General features: G+C 37.7%; 19 protein-coding genes and 1 pseudogene. 15 read left to right on the top strand and 5 right to left on the bottom strand.

All coding sequences use genetic code 11. The features are described from left to right. Window positions 1-143: 143 nt before the first annotated feature. Both CQA49_RS04450 and rsmA read right to left on the bottom strand, forming a co-directional pair. Complete coding sequence (locus CQA49_RS04450; protein ID WP_258864188.1) at window positions 144-2,309, bottom strand: ribonuclease J; 2,166 nt, start codon at window positions 2,307-2,309, stop codon at window positions 144-146. A 2-nt stretch (window positions 2,310-2,311) separates the two neighbouring features. Continuing rightward, window positions 2,312-3,118, bottom strand: a complete 807-nt coding sequence (rsmA, locus tag CQA49_RS04445; RefSeq protein ID WP_115574769.1) for a 16S rRNA (adenine(1518)-N(6)/adenine(1519)-N(6))-dimethyltransferase RsmA — start codon at window positions 3,116-3,118, stop codon at window positions 2,312-2,314. An 84-nt stretch (window positions 3,119-3,202) separates the two neighbouring features. Between rsmA and hisF the strand changes: the two genes are divergently transcribed. The 7 genes from hisF (at window position 3,203) to clpX (ending at window position 9,916) form a co-directional block, all read left to right on the top strand. Beyond that, entirely contained in the window at window positions 3,203-3,976 is a 774-nt protein-coding gene (hisF, locus tag CQA49_RS04440) for an imidazole glycerol phosphate synthase subunit HisF (RefSeq protein WP_115574768.1), read from the top strand. 11 nt (window positions 3,977-3,987) lie between these two features. Next, window positions 3,988-4,602 carry a purine-nucleoside phosphorylase gene (locus CQA49_RS04435; RefSeq protein ID WP_115574767.1) on the top strand — a complete coding sequence of 205 codons (615 nt, stop codon included), beginning with the start codon at window positions 3,988-3,990 and terminating at the stop codon, window positions 4,600-4,602. Continuing rightward, window positions 4,599-5,783: a 23S rRNA (adenine(2503)-C(2))-methyltransferase RlmN gene (gene rlmN, locus CQA49_RS04430; protein ID WP_408938910.1), complete on the top strand. Its 1,185-nt coding sequence runs from the start codon at window positions 4,599-4,601 to the stop codon at window positions 5,781-5,783. The genes CQA49_RS04435 and rlmN overlap by 4 nt, the downstream gene beginning before the upstream one ends. A 170-nt stretch (window positions 5,784-5,953) precedes the next feature. Beyond that, entirely contained in the window at window positions 5,954-7,183 is a 1,230-nt protein-coding gene (locus CQA49_RS04425) for an epoxyqueuosine reductase QueH (RefSeq protein ID WP_115574766.1), read from the top strand. Window positions 7,184-7,310: 127 nt separating this feature from the next. Further along, window positions 7,311-7,766 (top strand): 3-hydroxyacyl-ACP dehydratase FabZ, encoded by a 456-nt coding sequence (gene fabZ / locus CQA49_RS04420; RefSeq protein WP_115574765.1) that lies wholly within the window; start codon window positions 7,311-7,313, stop codon window positions 7,764-7,766. Between the two features lie 64 nt (window positions 7,767-7,830). Beyond that, entirely contained in the window at window positions 7,831-8,628 is a 798-nt protein-coding gene (gene lpxA / locus CQA49_RS04415; RefSeq protein ID WP_115574764.1) for an acyl-ACP--UDP-N-acetylglucosamine O-acyltransferase, read from the top strand. After that, window positions 8,621-9,916 carry an ATP-dependent protease ATP-binding subunit ClpX gene (clpX, locus tag CQA49_RS04410; protein ID WP_115574763.1) on the top strand — a complete coding sequence of 432 codons (1,296 nt, stop codon included), beginning with the start codon at window positions 8,621-8,623 and terminating at the stop codon, window positions 9,914-9,916. Before lpxA ends, clpX begins: the two co-directional genes overlap by 8 nt. Window positions 9,917-10,001: 85 nt before the next feature. On the opposite strand, the gene CQA49_RS04405 is transcribed toward clpX, so the two are convergent. After that, the gene (locus CQA49_RS04405; protein WP_115574762.1) at window positions 10,002-10,553 is read right to left on the bottom strand and encodes a hypothetical protein; all 552 of its coding nucleotides are present in this window, start codon (window positions 10,551-10,553) and stop codon (window positions 10,002-10,004) included. Between the two features lies 1 nt (window position 10,554). Between CQA49_RS04405 and CQA49_RS09995 the strand changes: the two genes are divergently transcribed. From CQA49_RS09995 to CQA49_RS10465, 8 genes and pseudogenes are all read left to right on the top strand, one after another. Beyond that, window positions 10,555-10,719, top strand: coding sequence for a hypothetical protein (locus tag CQA49_RS09995; protein ID WP_181882604.1), 165 nt, complete (start codon window positions 10,555-10,557; stop codon window positions 10,717-10,719). 30 nt (window positions 10,720-10,749) lie between these two features. Continuing rightward, a pseudogene (locus CQA49_RS04400) lies at window positions 10,750-11,994 on the top strand (saccharopine dehydrogenase family protein); the annotation flags it as partial. Window positions 11,995-12,416: 422 nt separating this feature from the next. Next, the gene (locus tag CQA49_RS04395) at window positions 12,417-12,983 is read left to right on the top strand and encodes a DNA-deoxyinosine glycosylase (RefSeq protein WP_115574760.1); all 567 of its coding nucleotides are present in this window, start codon (window positions 12,417-12,419) and stop codon (window positions 12,981-12,983) included. 68 nt (window positions 12,984-13,051) lie between these two features. Continuing rightward, complete coding sequence (locus tag CQA49_RS04390) at window positions 13,052-15,493, top strand: site-specific DNA-methyltransferase (protein ID WP_115574759.1); 2,442 nt, start codon at window positions 13,052-13,054, stop codon at window positions 15,491-15,493. Window positions 15,494-16,089: 596 nt separating this feature from the next. Then, window positions 16,090-16,956 (top strand): hypothetical protein, encoded by an 867-nt coding sequence (locus CQA49_RS04380; protein ID WP_115574757.1) that lies wholly within the window; start codon window positions 16,090-16,092, stop codon window positions 16,954-16,956. Window positions 16,957-16,958: 2 nt separating this feature from the next. After that, window positions 16,959-17,966, top strand: coding sequence for a virulence RhuM family protein (locus CQA49_RS04375; protein ID WP_115574756.1), 1,008 nt, complete (start codon window positions 16,959-16,961; stop codon window positions 17,964-17,966). After that, window positions 17,963-20,389, top strand: a complete 2,427-nt coding sequence (locus CQA49_RS04370; RefSeq protein ID WP_258864186.1) for a DEAD/DEAH box helicase family protein — start codon at window positions 17,963-17,965, stop codon at window positions 20,387-20,389. Before CQA49_RS04375 ends, CQA49_RS04370 begins: the two co-directional genes overlap by 4 nt. Then, the gene (locus tag CQA49_RS10465) at window positions 20,373-20,828 is read left to right on the top strand and encodes a hypothetical protein (RefSeq protein ID WP_258864185.1); all 456 of its coding nucleotides are present in this window, start codon (window positions 20,373-20,375) and stop codon (window positions 20,826-20,828) included. The genes CQA49_RS04370 and CQA49_RS10465 overlap by 17 nt, the downstream gene beginning before the upstream one ends. 39 nt (window positions 20,829-20,867) lie before the next feature. On the opposite strand, the gene CQA49_RS04365 is transcribed toward CQA49_RS10465, so the two are convergent. Together CQA49_RS04365 and CQA49_RS04360 are read right to left on the bottom strand one after the other, a co-directional pair. Beyond that, entirely contained in the window at window positions 20,868-21,107 is a 240-nt protein-coding gene (locus tag CQA49_RS04365) for a DUF2443 family protein (RefSeq protein WP_115574755.1), read from the bottom strand. A gap of 63 nt (window positions 21,108-21,170) precedes the next feature. Next, window positions 21,171-22,136 carry an SIS domain-containing protein gene (locus CQA49_RS04360; RefSeq protein WP_115574754.1) on the bottom strand — a complete coding sequence of 322 codons (966 nt, stop codon included), beginning with the start codon at window positions 22,134-22,136 and terminating at the stop codon, window positions 21,171-21,173. Between the last annotated feature and the right edge of the window lie 22 nt (window positions 22,137-22,158).

Below are 22,158 nucleotides of genomic sequence, written 5' to 3'. Positions count from 1 at the left end.
TTTTGCGTAATTATACACTACATTAAGAAGTTTGTTTGAAAATATTTTATTTTATGGGGATTTTTGTTTGATTTGTGGTGTAGTCTTTGGATTTGTGCTGATTGTAGTTTTCGTGGATTCTGAATTAGAATCCACTTTGTGCGTTAGAGCACATATACCACAGCTTCGATAGTTGGGTATTTTTTCACTTTTTTAAAGATATGTTTTCTAAAGCTTAGGGCGATTTCTTGTTCGAGATTTTTTGCGTTGAGACTTTCTTTTTTGTGGTTTTTGATGACAAATTCCAAAAGCTCTCCCATCTCTTTTTCAAAGCCCTTGTCCTCTTTATTTGCCACTAGCCCGTAGCTTGAGATTCTACAAGAGAGAATCTTACGCTCCTTGCTAATTTGCGCGCTTACAAACACAACGCCTTCATTTGCCAAAGTCTGTCTGTCTTGGATAATATCCACATCAATTTGGCGGTTGATTTGATTGTCAATGAAAATCTTGCCATTTTTGATACTGCGCACTTTACGCATATAGTTTGGATTGACTTCGATTTGATCGCCATCTTCCATAAGGAAAATGTTTTTTTCCAGCACCCCGCAAGCGATAGCTGTTTGCTTATGGCGCGAAATGTGGTTGTATTCCCCATGCACTGGGAGGAAAAACTTTGGCTTAATAAGGCGCAACATGAGCTTTTGCTCTTCTTGCGCGGCATGCCCGCTCACATGGATTTCGCTAAAGTCTTGATACGCCACGCGCGCGCCTGCTTTCATAAGGTAGTTTAGCACCGTTGAGACAGAGCCTTCATTGCCCGGGATCGCCTTTGCGGAGATTATCACCATATCGCTTGGCTTGATTTTGATATGTCTGTGCTCATCAGTTGCCATACGATAAAGCGCGCTCATCGTCTCACCTTGAGAGCCAGTAGTGACGATTAGCACTTCGTTATCAGGGTATTTTTCTACTTCATGCGCTTCGATAAAAATATCCTGTGGAAGTTGGATATAGCCCAGCTCAAGGGCGATTTCAAGGTTTTTTTCCATTGAGCGCCCGATGACTGCGACTTTGCGATTATATTTGCGTCCATAATCGATTGCTTGATATACGCGGTGGATATTTGAGCTAAAGGTGCTCATAATCACGCGCCCTTGCGCCTCTTTGAAAAGTCGCTCAAATGTCGGTCCTACGCTTGCTTCACTCGGCGTTGTCCCCACTCTGTGGGAATTTGTAGAATCACTTAGCAAAAGCATAACGCCTTCTTCGCCATAATGCGCGAGGCGGTGCAAATCCGTTGGGAGATTATCAATTGGCGTATGATCGATTTTAAAATCGCCAGTATGCACGATTACACCCGCTTCTGTGCGGATAGCAAGGGCAGAGGCATCGATTACAGAGTGCGTGATATTAATCCATTCAATCTCAAACTCGCCCACCTTGATAGGCTTGCGCTTTTCGACAATCTTAAAAAACGAGCGGTATTTTTTTAGCCCATGCTCATCAAACTTGCTTCCTATCATTCCAAGTGGCAGAGGTGTGCCATAGAGCGGGAATTGTAGCTGTTTGTAGAGGTAGGGCACCGCACCGATATGATCCTCATGTGCGTGTGTGATGATGACGCCAGCGATTTTGTCCTTAATCGCGTGCAAATAGCTAAAATCAGGCACCAAAATATCCACACCATGCATAGTTTCATCAGGGAAGCTCATACCCACATCAATGACAATCGCGCTATTTTGCGTTTCAATCACCGTGATATTCCCACCAATCTCGCCAAGTCCGCCAAGAGGCGTGATTCTAACACTTGCTTTTGTGTTGAGGTTAAGCTTTGTGTGCGCGTTGAGACTTTCTTTTTGGATTCTCGTGTTTGCTTCCACACCGCGTTTTAAGTCTTTATGCAAGCCTAGATTGTCTTTTTCATTTGGATTGCGCACTTCGCGGATTCCATCTTTGACTTCATCGATATTTTGGTGTTGTTGTGGTTGAGGATTTTTGCCACTCCAGCGGCGCTTTTCAAATCTTGTGTTATTTTGATTTGTCTGCTGTGGTCCTTGCAAGGCATTATTGTAGTCTCTTTGCCGAGAAAAGCGCCCTTCGTTTTCGCCTCTATTTTGCTCACCTCTGTTTTGGTTTTTGGAATCCCTATTTTGCGCTTCTCTACCTTGATTCTGAAAATCTTTGTTTTGAGAATCCCTATTTTGAGAATCTTTCGTGCCTCTAAATTTTTTTGCAAAATTTTTAAAACGGCTTTCTTTTTGCTCTTGTGGAGCGTCTTGTGTCTGCGTGTTTTGCATATTTTGCACATTTTCATTTGTGTTGTCTTGCATTTTCAACTCCTTTGTTGATAGATTTTTAAATACTGCTGCGTGCTGACTTCATTTGGTCGAGCATTAGGGGAGATGGCGAGCTGTTCAAAAAGAGAATCTACTTCTTTTGGATTAAAATTCTTGCCTAGATTCTTACTGAGCTTTTTTCGTGGTGCGCTAAAGGCGAGTTTGAGGAAGGATTCAAAATCAAAAATATCAAAATCCTTTGGGATTTCTTTTGTGCTTTTATCAATGCAAAATACACTTGAAGTAACCTTTGGCATAGGCTCAAAGGCGGTATTTGGCACATCAAATAAAAGCGTAGAATTCCCAAAAAACTCACTTAATACGCTCAAAGCGCAAAATTCACGCATTCCTACTTTTGCGCAAAACTTCTGCGCCACTTCCTTTTGAGTCATTACCAAAATATACCTACATTGGCAATCTCGCAAGAGACGCAAAATAATATGCGTAGCGACATAATAAGGCAGGTTTGAAATAAGCATATAAGGCTCATCGCAAAGCCAGCAATCGCGCTCTTGCTTCTCTTGCAGACTTAAAACATCTGCGTTGATGAGATTTAGCTTTTCACTCAAATGCGGGAAGTTTTTAGAAAATAAAGAACATAAGTCGCTATCGACTTCATAGGCTATGAGAAAATCTCTTTTCACCAGCTCTTGTGTCAAATCACCCAAGCCAATGCCAATTTCCACCATCTTATAGGGGGCGTTGGGAATGGCTTGAATGATTTTGTGGATATAGGAAGTATCTTTGAGAAAATTCTGCCCGAAATGCTTTTTTGCTTTGTGCGTGTCTGTGATATTTCTCATAAAATTCCCAACCAAAAATGCTATAATTATAACCAAAAGTTAGATAATTTTCCTTGAATTTTATTAGAATTAAAGGGTACTTTGATGAATTTTGCAAAGAGAATCATTCCTTGCCTTGATGTAAAAGATGGGCGCGTGGTAAAAGGCGTAAATTTTTTGGGTTTAAAAGACGCTGGAGATCCGATAGAAGTGGCGCGTCGCTATAATGATGAAGGCGCTGATGAGTTGGTGTTTTTGGACATTACCGCAAGTCATGAAAAGCGTGGCATTATGCTTGAGGTGGTGAAGAAAGTGGCACGCGAGATTTTTATTCCTTTTAGCGTTGGCGGGGGGATAAATAGCCTTGAAGATATGTATAGTCTGCTCAATGCAGGCTGTGATAAAGTGAGTATTAATAGCTCTGCGTTTAAGAATCCCGCACTTATAGAAGAAGGCGCAAAAAGATTTGGCTCGCAGTGCATAGTCGTGGCGATTGATTACAAAAGGGTGGATTCTGAAAATTCTTGCGCGCCAAAATGGAGCGTGTATAGTAATGGTGGGCGCATTGATACGCAAAGGGATTTGTTAGAATGGTGTAAGGAAGTGGCGCAAAGGGGCGCTGGGGAAATTTTGCTCACAAGTATGGATTGCGATGGGGTGAAAAATGGCTATGATTTGGAAGGTATCAAAATGGTAAGCAAGCTAGCGCCTATCCCTATCATCGCAAGTGGGGGCGCGGGGAAAATGCAGGATTTTTTAGACGCATTTTTGTGCGGTGCTGATGCGGCATTGGCAGCGAGCGTGTTTCACTATGAGGAGATACAAATTTTGGAGCTTAAAAAATTCCTTGCTAAACATAATATAAGTGTGAGAATCTAAAGCGAGAAAACATGTTTGTTTGTGCTGGGAGAAATGAAATTTTTAGCTTTGCGAGTGTAATTGGCGTTGGGTTGGTGGAAAGCGCCTATAATCTCACGCGCATTTGTTTGGAGAAAAAACCTAGCGAAATTATTTTTATCGGAAGTGCGGGAGCGTATGGGAAAGATTCTCAAATATTTGATTTGCATTTTTCGCGCACAGCTACGCAGATAGAATCTTCAAGTTTATTTGATAAATCTTACACGCCATTGCAAAATCGCGTGGAGTCAAAGTTGGAATTTAGAGAATCTCAAAAAGGCGAGGGTGGTTTTGGTAAGATTTTAGAAATGGAATGCAAAAAAGAATTTGTTTCATGTGGAACAATTATCAATAGCTCAAATTATATTACTACAGATTCTGTTGTGGCGCAGGAATTTTTCATGCGAGGAATCTTGCTGGAAAATATGGAGTTTTTTTCTGTGATACAAGTGGCAGAATATTTTAGGATTCCATGTTGTGGGATTTTGTGTGTGAGTAATTATTGCGCGCCAAATGCTCATAAAGAATTTATGACAAATCACAATGCGCTAAAAACAAAACTTGAAAATTTTTATACAAAACTTTTGGACTTAAGGCAAGGTTCATGATGGAAATGACAAAAATCACAGAAGGCACAAAAACTGCAAATGCTACAAAAAATACAAGCGCGCCTAAGTCTGAAAAAAGTCAAAATATTTTTAGCTATACGCTTGATGAGCTAGCGCAGATTTTCCAACCAAAGTTTCGCGCAAAGCAGATTTATAAATGGTTGTATGTGTATTATAAGCAGGATTTTTTGGAAATGTCGGATTTACCAAAAGATTTGCGTCAGAATCTAGCGGGGCAATTTTGCGCGAAAAATTTGGAGATTCTTAAAGTAGAGGAGAGTAAAGACGGAAGCAAAAAATATCTTTTTAAAACAAAAGATGGCTATACTTTTGAATCTGTTTTGCTAAAAATGAAAGAAAAGTTGCAAGATGAAGATGGCAAGATTCTTAATTCTGAAAAATGGAGTATCTGCGTTTCCTCACAAGTTGGGTGCAAGGTGGGTTGTGCATTTTGCTTTACAGCAAAGGGAGGATTCCAAAGGGATTTGGAATCTGGTGAGATCGTCGAGCAAATCGTGCAAATAAAAGCGCATAATGAAATCCCCCCGCAAAAGCGCGTGAATATCGTCTATATGGGTATGGGCGAACCACTGGATAATTTAGAAAATGTCACAAAAGCGATTAGAATCCTAAGTGAGCTTGATGGCTTGAGTATCTCTGCGCGTAGGCAGACAATCTCTACAAGCGGTATCGCACCAAAAATCCGCGAACTAGGGAAGCTTAATCTTGGTGTGCAGTTGGCTATTTCTTTGCATGCGGTCGATGATAAATTGCGCTCGGCTCTTATCCCTATGAATCGTAAATATAATATTCAACAGGTTTTGGATGAAGTACGAAAATTCCCCATAGATTTGCGTAAGCGCGTGATGTTTGAATATCTGATGATTAAGGATTTGAATGACAGCCTTAAGGAGGCAAAAAAATTGCTTTCTTTGCTTAATGGGATTAGATCAAAGGTGAATGTGATTTTGTTTAATCCGCACGAAGGGAGCAAGTTTGGGCGTCCGAGTATGGAGAAAGCGCGGGAATTTGCGGACTTTCTTACGCAAAAAGGCTTGCTTTGCACGATTAGAGAATCTAAGGGCTTAGATATCAGCGCAGCATGTGGGCAATTGCGAGAAAAGGAGAAAGATTTGAGCGCAGATAGAAAAATAGACAGAGAAGCGGAGGCAAAAGGATAATTGCAAAAGTTTGCAAAATAATGAAAATGTTTCACATGGAACTTTAAATTGAAAGGAATTTAAGATATGGAATTGCTTGATTGGGCGATGGTTGTATTTTTGGCAATCGTATTTGTCGGTGGCAGTATTTGGTTTTTGTATTACGCCTACACATCGGATAAGGATAAAAAATGATTTTGGTGCATATTTGTTGCTCGGTGGATAGTCATTATTTTTTACAAAAGTTACGCGCGAAATATCCAGATTCTCAACTTATCGGGTATTTTTATAATCCAAATATTCACCCGCGCTCAGAATATACACTGCGTTTTAATGATGTCAAGCGTAGCTGTGAAATGCTAAATATCGAGCTTTTTGAAGGGGAGTATGAGTTGGAAGATTGGCTTGCAGGTGTGCAGGGCTTAGAAGACGAGCCAGAAAAGGGCGAGCGCTGCGTGAAATGCTTTGATATCCGCTTGATAAAAACCGCGGTTTTTGCAAAGCAAAAAAATATTAGAATCTTTACCACGACTTTGCTTTCAAGCCCTATGAAAGAACAGCAGATTCTCTACGCGCAAGGGGATAAAATCGCGCAAGAATATGGTTTGGAGTTTATCAAAATCGATGTGCGTAGCAATGGTGGCACGCAGGAGCAAGCCCAGCTTGCGCGCGAGGATAATTTGTATCGGCAAGGGTATTGTGGTTGTGAGTTTGCGCTTCTTAAACAACGACAAAAAAGTCAGAAAATCTCTTTAGAGTTGCTAGAAAATATTAGCCAGCAGTTTTTGCCAGCGAGCAATGAGGACAGGCTAGAGACTTTCAAAAAGCGCGATATGTATGAACGAGAATCTACGCCCTATATCCTTGCGAAGCGCCCCATCATCGCGTGGCGCAATCTGCGAAGCGTGGCTTTCATTAATGGCGCGCCCCTTGATATTTATGTTTTGGCAGATTCTAAAAGTAAAAATAATGTCAAAACTTCTAAGGTTGTATGGATTGAAAGTAGTGTGTCTTCGCCACTTGCACTAAGACAGATTCTAGGATACAGCACGCCAAATACGCCCAAAAAAGCAATAAATCTAGAATCTCATCTTATCCATTTAGGCATAGCGAGCAAAGATGATAGTGTGTTTTTGTCTTTGCGAGATTTTAATACCCTTTGTGGAAGCGCATATAAAAGTGTCAAAGAGCTTTTGGCAAATCCGATTGCGTATGAAATGGAAAATATCTTGCGCGTGAGTCTTTGTGGATTTTCGAGCATTAATCCAATCATCGTGCTTGATGAGCGTATAGAATCTAACCTGCGCTTGCATATACATACGATTTTCCAAGAGGAGGGCGTGTTTAGGGTTATCGCTGGCAATGCAAATCCACAGCCACATTTGCAAGATTTTTCACAGCAAGAATCTGCTCTCTCTTAAAGCTAGCATGCAAAAAGCACGCATACAAACAAGCCCTTAAAAAGGTGCCAAGGCTTTAATATGAAACAAAACATTTTTTTGCTACAATGCGCCCCTTTAGCAAAATATTACATTTTAGGAGCAAACTATGATGGATATTAACAAGATTCGCGAGATTCTGCCACATCGCTATCCTATGCTGCTTGTGGATAGAGTGGTTTCAATCACGCCGCAGGTAAGCATTGAAGCGTATAAAAATGTCACAATTAATGAAGAGGTTTTTTTGGGGCATTTTCCAAAACAGCCAATTTATCCCGGCGTTATGCAGATTGAGGGAATGGCGCAGGCTGGTGGTTTGCTGGCATTTGTGAGTATGTTTGGTGATAATACAAAAGAGGCGGAAAATAAAATTGTGTATTTTATGACAATTGATAATGTCAAATTTCGCGTGCCTGTCGTGCCGGGCGATAAGCTTGTATATAAGCTGAATGTTTTAAAGCACAAGGGCAGTGTTTGGAGTTTGGGCGCGCAGGCTTTTGTCGATGAAAAGCTTGTTTCAGAAGCCGAGCTTAAGGCGATGATTGCCGATGGCGTAAAGGCTTAAATTAGCAGTTTTGTGGCAATTAGAGAATATAATTTAAAAAGAGTTAAATTTTAAGGAGAGGGCTATGGAAGGAATTTCTCCTCATTCCGTCATCGCAAGTGGCGCAAAGATAGGTAAAAATGTCAAAATCGGGCATTTTTGCGTGATTGATGCAGGGGTTGTCATTGGTGATGATTGTGAAATAGGCAATAATGTAACGATCACAGGGAATACGACACTTGGCGCGCGTAATAAGATTTTTAATGGTGCGTGCGTGGGCGTGCCACCGCAGGATTTGAAATATGCGGGTGAAAATACGGAACTTGTCATCGGTGATGATAATATCATAAGAGAATGCGTCACGCTCAATAAAGGCACGCAAGGCGGAGGCGGTAAAACGACAATAGGAAGCAACAATCTTTTTATGGCGTATGCGCATGTGGCGCATGATTGCGTCGTGGGGAATCATTGCATTTTTGCAAATGTGGCGACACTTGGCGGACATGTGCATGTGGGTGATTATGTGAATTTTGGTGGTGTGTCGGCTGCGCATCAATTTGTGAAAATCGGCGATGGCTGTATGGTGGCTGCTTTTAGCGCGCTCGTGCAGGATTTGCCCCCTTATTGTATGGCGCATGGGAATCATGCGGCAATCATCGGGCTAAACAAGCATCGCCTACGCAAGATGTTTAATAGAGAGGAGATCGATGGAATCTCGGCTTTGTATAAAAAGCTATTTTCTCACACCGCACCGATTAAAGAGCTCGCACAAAAAGAGTTAGAATCCCCGAATATTTCTCAAGCGCAACGCTATATTTGTGAGTTTATCCTCTCAAACACAAGGGGAATTGCTATAAAAAATAAGGACAGACACAATGACTAAGTATTGTAGCTTCTGTGGAAGCCCAGAGACGCCAAATAATCTTATTTTGACAGGGAATAAAACCGGGCAAGATGTGTTTATTTGTAGAAATTGCATAAGAAGTGGGGAAAGCATACTAAGTAAGCATGACAAGCCCTACATTGCAGAGGAGACGCAAAATCCGCATATTCGTATCCCAACGCCAAAAGAATTGCACGCAAAGCTTGATGAATATGTCATTGGGCAAGATGAGGCGAAAAAGGTTTTTTGCGTAGCGGTGTATAATCATTACAAGCGCATAAGTATGGAGATGAACGCGGGCGCTTTAAATGCTTTAGATTCCGCAAATTCCGCAAAATCTGCATTGGAATCTCTCAAAGATGTGGAAATCTCAAAATCAAATATCTTGCTTATAGGACCAACAGGGAGCGGGAAAACGCTTATGGCGCAGACTTTGGCTCGATTTTTAGATGTGCCAATTGCTATTTCAGATGCGACAAGCTTGACAGAGGCAGGCTATGTAGGCGAAGATGTGGAAAATATCTTAACGCGCCTTTATCAGGCTGCAGATGGCGATATCGAGCGCGCGCAGAGAGGGATTGTGTTTATCGATGAGATTGATAAAATTTCGCGCCTTTCTGAAAATCGCTCTATAACGCGCGATGTGAGTGGGGAAGGTGTGCAACAAGCGCTTTTGAAAATTATCGAAGGAAGTGTGGTAAATATCCCGCCAAAAGGTGGCAGAAAGCACCCAAATCAGGAGTTTATACAGCTTGACACAAGCCATATTTTGTTTATTTGTGGTGGGGCATTTGATGGGTTGAGCGAGATTATTAAAAGGCGCGTGGGCGGGAATGTGCTGGGATTCCACGGGCAGAAACATGGCAAAAGCGATGAAAGCTATCTTTTGCATTTGGTTGAGCCAGATGATTTGGTGAGTTATGGGCTGATTCCAGAGCTTATCGGGCGCTTGCCGGTGATTACCACGCTTAATCCAATCGATGAAAAAGCAATGATAGCAATCCTCACACAGCCTAAAAATGCGCTTATTAAGCAGTATCAAAAGCTTTTTGCGATGGATAATGTGAAACTAGAGTTTGATAAAGGTGCTGTGGCAAAGATTGCCCAACTTGCCATTGCGCGAAAAATCGGTGCGCGTGGATTGCGCTCGATTATTGAAGAGCATATAAATGACTTAATGTATGATTTACCAGAGCTCAATGGTTGTGAAATAACGATAAGTAAGCAATGCATTGAAGGCACGCAAAAGCCAACAATTGTAAAAAAGGTCAAAAAACAAAGCTCGTAAAATGCGAAGTTATCGCGGAGTAGAATCTAGATTTTTTTTTGTAATGCCTTAGATTCTCAAAATAAATTGAGAATCTAAGATGCAGCTATGGCTTTACAGGCGCTTGAAAGGCAATTTTTACCTGTGGCCAAGTTATCCCCTCATGTTCGATTGCGACTTTTTTCTGTAGATTCTCTCTCGCAGAATCCAGCTTAAAAAGACTTAAATCAAGCAAGCCTTCAGCCTTTAGAATTCCATTTGTGATGGTGTATTCCATAGGGATTTTTGCGCTTTTGCCATTCATTTTGACAGTGGCTAGTATGCTCCCGCAGTCCTTGCCTTCGATGACATTTTTGAGCGTCACCTTGATTTCCTTGCCTTCAAATTTTGCAAAGAAATGCTCGCGTATGTTTTTATTTTTGACCTCATCTTTGAGATCAGCCTTCATAGGATCAATCACAGCGCTTGCGTTTTGTAGCGTTTGCGCGAGAGTTTTTTTCTGCTTACCAAACTTAAACTTGATATCGCCAAAACTTCCGCTCACAGCGACTTTTTGCGGTGTTTTATAAGCAGTCCAAGTCACACTTATTTTGCTTGTGTCAATACTCGTTGCGGTGAGAAACATCGTGCTTAGTAGCGCAAGAAACAAAAGCCTCATTATGTATCCTTTATGTTGGTTTCATACACGAGGTATGTTCTTTCATTATAAAGGCTTTAAAACAACGCCCACAGCGTATTTTTACAATTTAAGCAAGAGTTTAGGATTCTACACATTTTTAGAAAATTTTGATAGAATCCGCCCTTTATCTAGGGCTTTGAGATAGAATCCAGCTTAAAGCAACTAAGGAGCAAATATGGCAGTAGTTTTACAAATCGGAGCGGGGGGCGTTGGCGGTGTTGTGGCGCATAAATGCGCGCAAAATAGGGAGGTTTTCTCACATATCGTGCTAGCTAGCCGCACACTTAGCAAATGCAAAGCAATAGCAGATTCTGTGCGCTCTAAGGGCTTGGGAGAAATCGAAATTGCAGAAGTTGATGCAGATAATGTGGATAGCTTGGTGGCTTTGATTGAGCGCGTAAAACCGCTTGTGGTGGTGAATGTCGCGCTGCCTTATCAGGATTTAAGCATTATGGAAGCCTGCCTACGCACAGGGGTGCATTATCTTGATACCGCAAACTACGAGCACCCAGACTCCGCGCATTTTGAGTATAAGGAGCAATGGGCTTATGATGCGCGCTACAAAAAAGCGGGGATTTTTGGGCTGCTTGGTAGCGGCTTTGACCCGGGCGTTACAAATGTTTTTTGTGCCTACGCGCAAAAGCATTATTTTGATGAAATCCATAGCATCGATATTTTGGATTGCAACGCGGGGGATCACGGCTATGCCTTTGCGACTAATTTTAATCCAGAAATAAATTTGCGTGAAGTCTCTAGCAAAGCGCGCTATTGGACGAGGGATTCGTCAGTATTGGGCGAGAAAGCAGGGAGCGCAGATTCTGCGTTAAACCCCGACCTACAAGAGGATAAAATCTATCGCAAATTTGAGCGCGAGGAAAAGCATTTTAAGCTAGATTCTAACACGCAGGATTTGCGTAATGAGCCTTATGCGGGCGGGACTTGGCGAGATGTTGCGCCGCTAAAATTAATGAAAGAATGGGAATACCCAGAGGTTGGCGTGAAAAATTCATATTTGCTCTATCATGAGGAGTTGGAATCTCTTGTGCGAAATATCCGAGGGTTGCGTAAAATCCGCTTTTTTATGACTTTTGGGGAAAGCTATTTAACACACATGAAATGCCTTGAGAATGTTGGGCTTTTGCGCGTTGATGAGGTGGCGCATAATGGCACAAATTTAGTGCCTATTCAGGTGCTAAAAACGCTGCTGCCAGACCCTGCAAGCCTTGCGCCTCGCACAAAGGGGCAAACGCATATTGGCTGCTATATGAAGGGCGCGAAGGACGGCAAGGAGCGCACAATTTATATTTATAATATTTGCGACCATGAGGCTTGCTATCGTGAGGTAAATGCACAAGGTGTGAGCTATACAACAGGCGTTCCAGCGATGATTGGAGCGAAGCTGATATGCGAGGGGAAATGGGGCATTGGGCAGCCCAAAAATGTGGCTTTCACTCAATCTTCGCAAAATCCACATTTTTCAGATTCTATGGATTTTAACGCCGAGCGTTTAAAACTCAATAGCGATATGCCAAAAGGCGGGGAATATCAGGGTATTGATAATGCTGTTGAGTTGGCAAACGAAAACCATGCGGAAGCAGTTGAGATGAGAAATTGTGGTTTTGGAGCGAAAGGCGAAGGGAGTTTGCTAGACGCAAATGACCAAGCATTGAGCGAACAATCCGCAATTTATCGCTCAAATGCAACGCAGGGAGCTGGAATCTGGAATATCGAGCAAAACGACCCCGACCCATTTATGAAAGAACTAAATAAACAAGGGTTGCCTTATGTTGTTGTAGAAATAGAATCTAACGGAGTGCGTAAAGTGCTAGAAGATGGGAGGAAATGAAAGGTGCACCCACAGGTTGGTTTAGCACAAAAGGTGGACTAGCCTTGAATGCTGATATGCAAATCCATCCATTTGCGCCGACGAGGGTTGATGAGGATTCTAGGATTCTGATACTAGGCTCGTTTCCTTCTGTGGTGTCGCGTGAAGTGGGGTTTTATTATGCGAACAAGCAAAATCGCTTTTGGAAGCTGCTTTGCGCGATTTTTGGTGAGAATCTGCCGCCGCTAGATTCTGTAAATATCGCGACATATCAGGACTTTCTCACAAGGCACGGGCTTGTGCTATGGGATATTACTAAGCAATGCGAGATAACGCGCTCTGATGATGCAAGTCTCAAAGTCCATGCGTTTAATGATATTTACGCGCTTATTAAAAATACAAATATCCGCACCATCTGTCTAAATGGCGCGACTGCCACAAAACTTTTCAAAATCTATCAATCACAGCAAACACACACTATAAATAACCTAAAAATCCACACCTTACCTTCCACAAGCCCACGAAATGCTAGGTATGATTTAGAGAGATTGGTAAAAGCTTACCAGCTAGCCATAAAAAGTTAATTACTATTAGTATTTAAGGCTATTTCTGATAATATAGCAGTGCCAAAATTTACTATAAAAGGCAGAAAATGAATCATAAATTAGAATTTTACTCAAGATTAGAATCTTGCTATCTTGGCTCAAAAATTAAAGATATAAAAGATAAAAGCGGTTTTACAAATTTGCTTGAAATTAAGGCAAAATATTTTAAACACTTAAAATCAAAACTAGAAAATTTCATAGGTGCAGATACTCATGAAAATCAAGATATTTATAACAAGCTTTATACCTTTTTTGATACCTATCTAAACGAAACAGGCACGCCATTTTTTAATAATACCCCCATCTATAAAAACATTTATGCTAGAGTTTATAGCAATTCTAGCGATACAAGCTTATTTTATAAAACGCAGGATTTATACTATGTAAAATCTGATACACTTTATAAAAGCATGGAATTTGAGGGTGAAAATTATATACTTAAATTTGATGCGAGCGAGTTTAAACAAAATGCTGATAATACAAAAAACAAAATAATTTTTAAAATAGCTAGCATAGAAAAAGAGGAGCAGGATTTAACAATAATTATAAAAGTAAGCAATCAAAAAGAACTTTTTGAGAATCTTAGCAATGTTTTCAAGCAAAACTCAAACGAATTTAGCGAAGATTTTATAAAAGAGCTAAAAAAATATAAACTTAAAGAAGAAAATCTAAAAAAGGATTTTGCAAGCTATAAAAGGCAAAATGAAGTGGATTTTTTTATCCATAAAAATGCGCGCGAGTTTTTAAACGAACAATTTGACTTGTGGCTTTTTTCTTACTTGCATAAAGATGATAAATTAGGTGATTTTACGCAAGAGACTTTAGCAAAAATCGCAAAGATTAAAGACGCCGCGAAGCTAACGATAGATTTAATCGCTGATTTTGAGGACGAGCTAAAAGCAATTTGGTTAAAGCCCAAATTTGCTAAAAAGACGCATTATGTTTTTAGCCTTGATAAGATTGCAAAGCAGATTAAAGAACAAGGCTTGTGGCAGGAATTTTTGTTAAATTTAACACAAGATAAAGGCTTTGAATCGCAGCTAAAAGAATGGCAGGATTTAAAGCTTGCTAGTGAAAATTTTAATGCTAATGAGTTTTTGGAAATTTTAGGTTCTTTATCGTTGCAAGAAAATGAAACCAACAATAGCAAGCAAGAAAAACAGTATCAATTCCTACCCCTTGATACAAAGCATTTTAGTAAAGAAACGACTTTTAAGATCCTAAGCCTTTTTGATAATCTTGAAAATCATCTTGATGGCGAGCTTATCAAAAGTGATAATTTTCAAGCCCTAAATACCCTTATGCCAAAGTATCAAAATAAAATTGATTTGATTTATATTGACCCACCTTTTAATACAGGTAGCGATTTTGAATACAAAGATAAATTCCAAGATTCTACATGGCTAAGCTTAATGCATAATCGCCTTGAGCTAGCAAGAGATTTGTTAAGTAGTAAGGGGAGCTTTTATCTGCATTTAGACCATAATGCAAACTATCGTGGACGTGAACTTTTAAATAATATTTTTGGAGAGGATAATTTTAGAAATGAGGTGATTTGGTATTATTCAAATAAAATGGCCAATAGTGGCAATAGTTTTGCAAAAAACACGGAATCCATTTTAAATTCATCGAAAACGGAAAATTTTATTTTTTATCGTCAGAAAGAATTGAGAGAACAGCCAGTAGTGCTAAGCAAAAGAGAGGGTAGAGATGGTAAAAATATGAGGGCAAGAGATGAAAATGGAAATATTATATATGAAACTTCATACGATAGATATGTTGATACAATGTGGAATATTCCAATTATAGGTTCAACTTCTACCGAACGTGTAGAATCGGATTCTAATCTTACCCAAAAACCAGAAGCTTTGCTACAACGAATTGTAAAAGCAAGTAGCAATAAAGATTCTATAATTTTAGATTTTTTTGCAGGTAGTGGAACAACTATAGCTACAGCCCAAAAACTAGGGCGTAAATGGTTAGGTGTAGAAATGGGTGAGCATTTTTATAAAGTTATTATTCCTCGTATGAAAAAAGTTATAGCAGGTTTCGCAAGCGGGATTAGCAAAGAAGTGGATTATAAAGGCGGCGGAGCTTTTAAATACTACGAACTAGAAAGCTATGATGAAGCCTTAGCAAATTGTGAATATGTGCTAGATTCTGCTGTCATTGCGAGTAAGCAAAGCGAGCGAAGCAATCCACAAAATCTGCAAAAATACCAAGCAATAATAGACTATAAAAAATCCCGCAAACTTATAAAAACAATACAAAAAGACAAAATAGCGCATTTAGATATGAGTGATTATAGAGAGGATTTTGATATATTTACTACACTTAGCAACCTAAATGGCGTTAAAATCAAAAGAGTTTTTCTTGATAACCAAGGCATAGAAACCTGCGAATTTGATAGTGGCGACATAGTGCAAATTGATAGCATAGATATACAAAAATACCCACGACTAAAAAACCTTATCTTTTGGGAGAAGTGAGAAGTGTTAGTGTTTCTAATATTTTTAAGGTGTTTTTATTTCACTTATGTATTTATGTCTTTAACGCCATTAATTGTATTTTTTATTATAAAAAATACTGATATTTATATTGATATTTTTAGTTTTAAACTAAATAATATATATTTGTCTGTAATTATTATTTGTGTTGCGGCTGCTATATCTTATTTGTATATTTACACAATTAAAAAGAAATGCAAGCCTAATGATAGTATGATATGTTGCAAGGTTGAAATTGCTGAACCAAAATACATACCCATTTACATAACTTATTTTGTCATTGCTTTAAGCATTCCTTACGATAAGCATAATGTGTTTTATAGTTGGATTATTTTTGCTTTAGTTTTTACATGTATCTATCTCTTAATACTTAAGGGTAAATTTTCTTATTTTAATCCATATTTGCTTTTTTATGGTTATCACTTTTATGAGATAGAAATAGATTCCACAAATCAAGAATTTGCTGGTTACAAAATATTTTTAATTTCAAAAGAAAATATTAAGGATACACACAAATATTCAACCTTAATACGATTAAATAATTTTGTATATTTTGATTATAGAAAGGAGAATTAAAAATGAGTAGCGTTTATGGAAAAGGAAAAAATGGCTTTTATAAGCTTATTGAAAATATTGAATCTGATATATGGGATTTCAATGTTAAGGATTATGTAGAAATAGATTTTACTAAAGACGGTTTGAATTATAAGCTTGATGATGATGAAATATTTTTCATTGAGACTAACGATGAGGATATAGAGCCATATTTGAATCGTATTTTAAATTCTACAAGTTGCAACATGGCAAAAGGAGAAGACCTTAAATCTATAGAAACATTTTATTTTTTTGAAAAAGATCAAGCCAACAGTGATATAAAATTATATATTCAAAGGGTAATGCCAAGTCAAAGAATAGAGAAAAAATCATTGCTTTGGTTTAAATTAGGAAATAAAATAAGCATTGAAGAAGAAATTTCTATACCTATTTTACCAAAACCTGATGTATATTGGGAGCAAAAACAAAAAAAGATATATTTTGCTAAGTTTATCAACCTAGAAAAAATATTTCCTCATTTTTTAAAATACTATAGAGATGCAAATGAGGATGATTGGAAAAATTTTACAAACACTGAAAAATATCCATTTTTAGATATTGCAGAGGATATAGAGCTATCTAAGATAAACAAGTCAAAATTGAAGACTTTAGCTTTGATAGTAGATAAACTAGAGAGCATAACAAATGAGGATGCTAACAAATATTTAGAATATGCAAAAAAATACAATCCTAATTTAATTAAAGATGGGAAATTTAAAATACATGAAATAAAAGACATAGACAATTTTTCCAATATCATATTTGAAAAGTTTTTTACCGCTGAAGTTGGTGGAAAAGAAGTAAGAATAGCTAACTCATATAAAATATGCGTTGATAAAAAGGCTAAATAATAATGCATCCCCCAATAATCTATACCGCTAAAGATGGAAAAACACAAGTCGAGCTTTATGAGCTAGGCAGTAGCGTTTGGCTTTCTCAAAATGATATGGCAAAACTTTTTGCTACCTCCAAGCAAAATATTAGCTTACATATAGCAAATATCCTAAAAGATGGGGAGTTAAGCGATATTTCAGTTGTCAAGGATTACTTGACAACCGCTACAGATTCCAAGCAATATAAAATAAAAATTTATTCTTTAGAGATGATTTTGGCTGTTGGTTTTCGTGTGCGTAGTAAAAGAGGCGTGCAGTTTAGAATTTGGGCGAATGAAAATCTTAGACATTATCTTCAAAAAGGCTTTATCATCGATACTGATAGGCTTAAAAATCCAAATGGTAGGACTGATTATTTTGATGAGCTTTTAGAGCAAATTAGAGATATTAGAGCCAGTGAAAAGAGATTTTATCAAAAGGTTCGTGATCTTTTTGCTTTAAGCGTAGATTATGATGCAAGCGATAAAACAACACAAATGTTTTTTGCAAATATACAAAATAAGTTGCTTTTTGCTATCACAGGACAAAGTGCGGCTGAACTTATTTGCACAAGAGCTAATGAAAATGCTTTAAATATGGGGCTTACAAGCTTTAAGGGCAATGTTGTAAGAAAGGGCGATATTATCATTGCTAAAAATTACCTTAATAAAGATGAACTAGATAGCCTAAATCGCTTAGTAAATGTGTTTTTAGAATCTGCTGAGCTTCGTGTTAAATCAAAACAAGTTTTAACTATGGATTTTTGGAAAGAAAATGTAGATACCTTGCTTAAATTTCAAGGCTTAGAAATTTTAAAAGGAAATGGAAGCATTTCAAATGAGCAGATGAAAAATATAGTTATGCCAAAATATGAAATTTTTGATAAAAAAAGAAAAAAAGAGCAGGCTTTAGAAGCCGATAAAGACGATAAAAATATACTTGAAGCAGAATATAAAGCCTTAAGTAATCGCACAAAGGAAAATAAATGAGCAAAAAGCAAAATACACAAAAAGCCGATACTTTAATACTTAATGAAATCATTAATCAACGCATTGATAAAACTAGCTTTAATGATATTTTAGAAAGTATTGATTTTACTAGTTTTAGTGATAAAATCACACTTGAAAGCTATCAAAGTGAAGCCCTTAGAAATGCTATTATTGCTTTAATGCTTTTTAAAGAATGCCCTATTCCTCAAGGAACTTATGATATAAAGGGCTTGCTAGCACATTATCAAAGTTATGATAGTAGGCTAAAACTTGAGAATATCAATCGCGCGAGTTTTTGGATGGCAACTGGGAGTGGAAAAACCATTGTTATGATAAAGCTTATTGCGATTTTAGCTATGCTTATGCATAAAAAAGAATTAGAATCTAAGCCCATAATGCTCCTTGCTCCAAATGATAAAATTTTAGAACAATTTAAAAACACCATCTTGCTTTATAATAATTTTCAAGAAAAGCCTATTCAGATTCTAGAACTTAAAGAATATGAAAAACAAAGTGCGCCAAATCTTTTTGAAAGTGCGTGCAAGCTGTATATAGCGCGCAGTGATTTACTTGATAATGAAGCAAATGTAGGCAAAGATAAAAAGGCAAAAAGGCTAAATTATAAAAATTATTTATGCGAAAATGGCTGGTATATCCTGCTTGATGAAGCACATAGGGGCGATAGTGGCTTTTCAACGCGCAAAAACTATATCAATGAGCTTGCAAAAGGACTTAGGCAAGATGCTAAACCAAGTGGATTTATCTTTAATTTCTCTGCGACTTTTGATGATGAAATTGATATGCAAACTTGTGCGTTTAATTATAATTTGGAAAAGTTTAATCTTGATGGCTATGGTAAAAATATCGCTGTGCTAGATTCTGATTTAAAGGCTTTTTCAAGTGGAGAAAACGAGGCAGAACAGCTTGAAAAAATCATGCAAAGTTTTATTATCTTTGCGGCTATTTTAAAGGCTAAAAAGGAGCTTTTTACGCAGTTTGAAAATTCTTTTGAGAAAGATGAACATAAAAAATTGCTTTATCATAATCCTTTAATCATAGCAGTTTCAGATAAGGTAAATACGAAAATAGCTGGTATAAAGCTATATTTTGAAGCTATATTAAAGATAGTTAAAGGCGAGGTTAAGGACTTTGAGGGTTTATTAGCAAAACTTTGCAAGGATTTAGAAAAAGCAAGCTTATATTTTGGGACGTATTATTTAGATAATGCACTTATAGAAAAGCTAAAAGACATAAGCTTAGATGAGGTAAAACAAAGTGTATTTTATGCAAGTGCAAATGCTGGCATTGAGGCTTGCAAGATAAAGGGTAATGATAAGGAACTTGTTTTTAAAAGCAAGAATGCAAGTAAGCCCTTTTTACTTTTAAATATAGGAAATATTAAGGAGTGGCAAAAAGAATATATTATTAAACTAGGAATTGATATAGGCGAGGATTTAGAGCAAGGATATTTTGCAAATATTAATGATATAAATTCGCCTATAAATATAATGATGGGTAGCAAGGTTTTTAGCGAGGGCTGGGATAGTAACCGCGTGAATATCATAAATTTTATCAATATAGGTAGCACGCAGGCAAAAAAATATGTTTTACAAACCATTGGTAGGGGTGTAAGAATCGAGCCTTTTGCATACTTGCGTAAAAGACTTGAAAAATGTGGCTTAAAAAGCTTTGATATAAGCGCAAAACTAGGCTTTAAAAATCAATGGCTTGAAACGCTTTTTATCATGGCTAGCGATAAAGAAGCGATTAAATATATCTTAGAAAAAATGCAGCAATTTAGCTCGAAAAAAGCCCTAAAAGGCTTTAGAAAAAATCAAACTTTTAAGCCTTTATATGTGCCAAAATATAAGACAGAAGCTATGCAAGAAAGAAGCTATAAGATTTCACAAGATGATTATAATGGGCTTTGTGATTTTATGCAAAGTTATGATGAAGATGTTTTGCTTTTAAGTGCTAATTTAAAAAGCGAGGCTTTAGGTTTTAAGACTTTAGAAAAAATCAAAAATAAAAGCAATATAGCCGTGATAGAAGGCAGAAAACAATTTCATGACTATGAAAAAATGCTAAAAATGCTTGATAACTTTTTTACAAGAAGCTATAAGGTGCTAGAAAAATTTGAACCAATAAATGATGAGATAAAGCATTTTCATCATTTTACAAGCACACTAAATTATAATATGATTGAGGAATTAAATCAAAAAATAAAAGAAGTTTCAAGAGCAAAAAGTGATAAAGAGTTAAAAGCAGAGTTTGAAGCAGGAAAAATCAGCATAGATGAAGTCTTAAAACTCAAAGAAGCAGCTCAAGAGGCTAAATTTATGGGCTACACTATTGATGCTGAATTAAAAGAGCATTATTATAGCCCCTTAATTTCCAAAGAAAATGATGATAAAATTTCATAATAGCATTAAAATACCAAGTGAAATTGAGTTTTTAAAGGAATTAAAAGAATATATAAAGCTTGATGATAATGTTTTAAAAGCTTATGAATGGTGTTTTAGTAAACTTGTAGAAAATATTGATGAAATTTATATTCCATATTTTGATGAAGAAGTGCAAAGCGAAAAAAGATTCTATCCAGACTTTATTTTTTGGTTAAGGCATAAAGAAACTAGTGTCTATACGATAATATTTATCGACCCAAAGGGATTAAAGCAAGGACAAAATATCGCACGCTTTAAGCTTGAAGGATTCAAAAATACCTTTAAGGATCATATTACAAGCAACAACGACAAGCAAAGTATTGTTGTTAAGCTTTTTTTCTACAATCAAAAGGAAACATTACCTAGCTATGAGGAATATGTTAAAGCAAGCGTAAAAAGTATTTTTGAGTGTATGTAAAATTCTAATTTAGAGCCAAAGGTATGCAAATAAATTATTTTAAAACACCAACATTTCCCTTTTTAGCTTATTGAGTGCGTCTATTTCTTTTTTGAGTTTTTCCACTTCTGCGTCAATTTGCCCAAGTAGCGTGAAAGTCAATGTCTCTGGCATGTCCTGCGAGCCGCGTTTAATCATAATATAATCAAGCATCGAAATTTTTGCCATGCCCAAAAGAATGTTAATATCATCGCGTATATCCTCGATATTGCGGAAAATTATATCAATGCGTTCAAACATGCTCCCTCCTTAATATTCCTAAATCCCCCTACTTAACCTTCGCAAGGTTAGATTCTGCAGAATCTACGATTTAATCCCAGCAGAAATCAGCGTGTGCAGGTGTATAACGCCCTGTATTTTGTCCTGCTCGTCCGTGATGACAAGTATTTGTATCTTGTTTTCCTCGATAAATTTTAGCGCATCAAAGGCAAGCATATCGGCATTCTTGCAAGTTTTTGGGCTCTTTGTTGCGTATTTTAACACATTTTCTTCTAGGTTGAAATCCTCTTTTAGCAGCGCACGGCGCAAGTCCCCATCGCTTAGCACCGCCACAAGCTTCCCATTTTTTGTGATAAGCGCATTTCCGAGCCTTGCTTGAGTCATCACCACGATAGATTCTTTAAGTGGCGTGTCCCACTCAATAATAGGCAGATTCTGTGTTTGCATCAAATCTCTAATTTTCACAAACAGCCTTTTGCCCAAGCTCCCGCCCGGGTGGAATGAGGCAAAATCGTTGTGCTTAAAATCCCTGTAATGCATAAGGCACACAGCCAGCACATCGCCAAGCGCGAGCGTTAGCGTTGTGGAACTTGTGGGCGCGGTGTTAAGCGGACAGGCTTCTTTTTCCACAAAAATATTAAGAAAAAAATCCCCCATTTTTGAAAGCGAGGAATTTTTATCCTTGCTCATTGTGATGATCGGATTCCCAAAGCGTTTGATATGTGGGATTACATCAAGTAACTCTTGACTTTCCCCGCTGTAGCTTATGGCTAAAATCACATCATCTTTTTGTATCATTCCCAAATCACCATGCATTGCTTCTGTTGGGTGCAAAAATGCGCTAGGTGTGCCTGTGCTAGAAAGTGTGGCAGAGATTTTCGCGCCGATATGCCCGCTTTTCCCCACGCCTACGACAATGAGCTTGCCCTTAGCATTTGCAATAAGCTTTACAATTTTTTCAAGCTCGCTAGAATCTAGCCTTTTCATAGAATCTAAAAGCGCGCTAGATTCTATCTCTAGCACCTCTTTGGCAATTTTTAAAAAATCCATAAGCCCCTCCTTTTTAAATTTT

Origin of the sequence: Helicobacter sp. MIT 00-7814 (assembly GCF_003364115.1) — a bacterium.
Taxonomy (GTDB): domain Bacteria; phylum Campylobacterota; class Campylobacteria; order Campylobacterales; family Helicobacteraceae; genus Helicobacter_F.
This window is presented reverse-complemented; position numbering and strand designations above follow the sequence as displayed.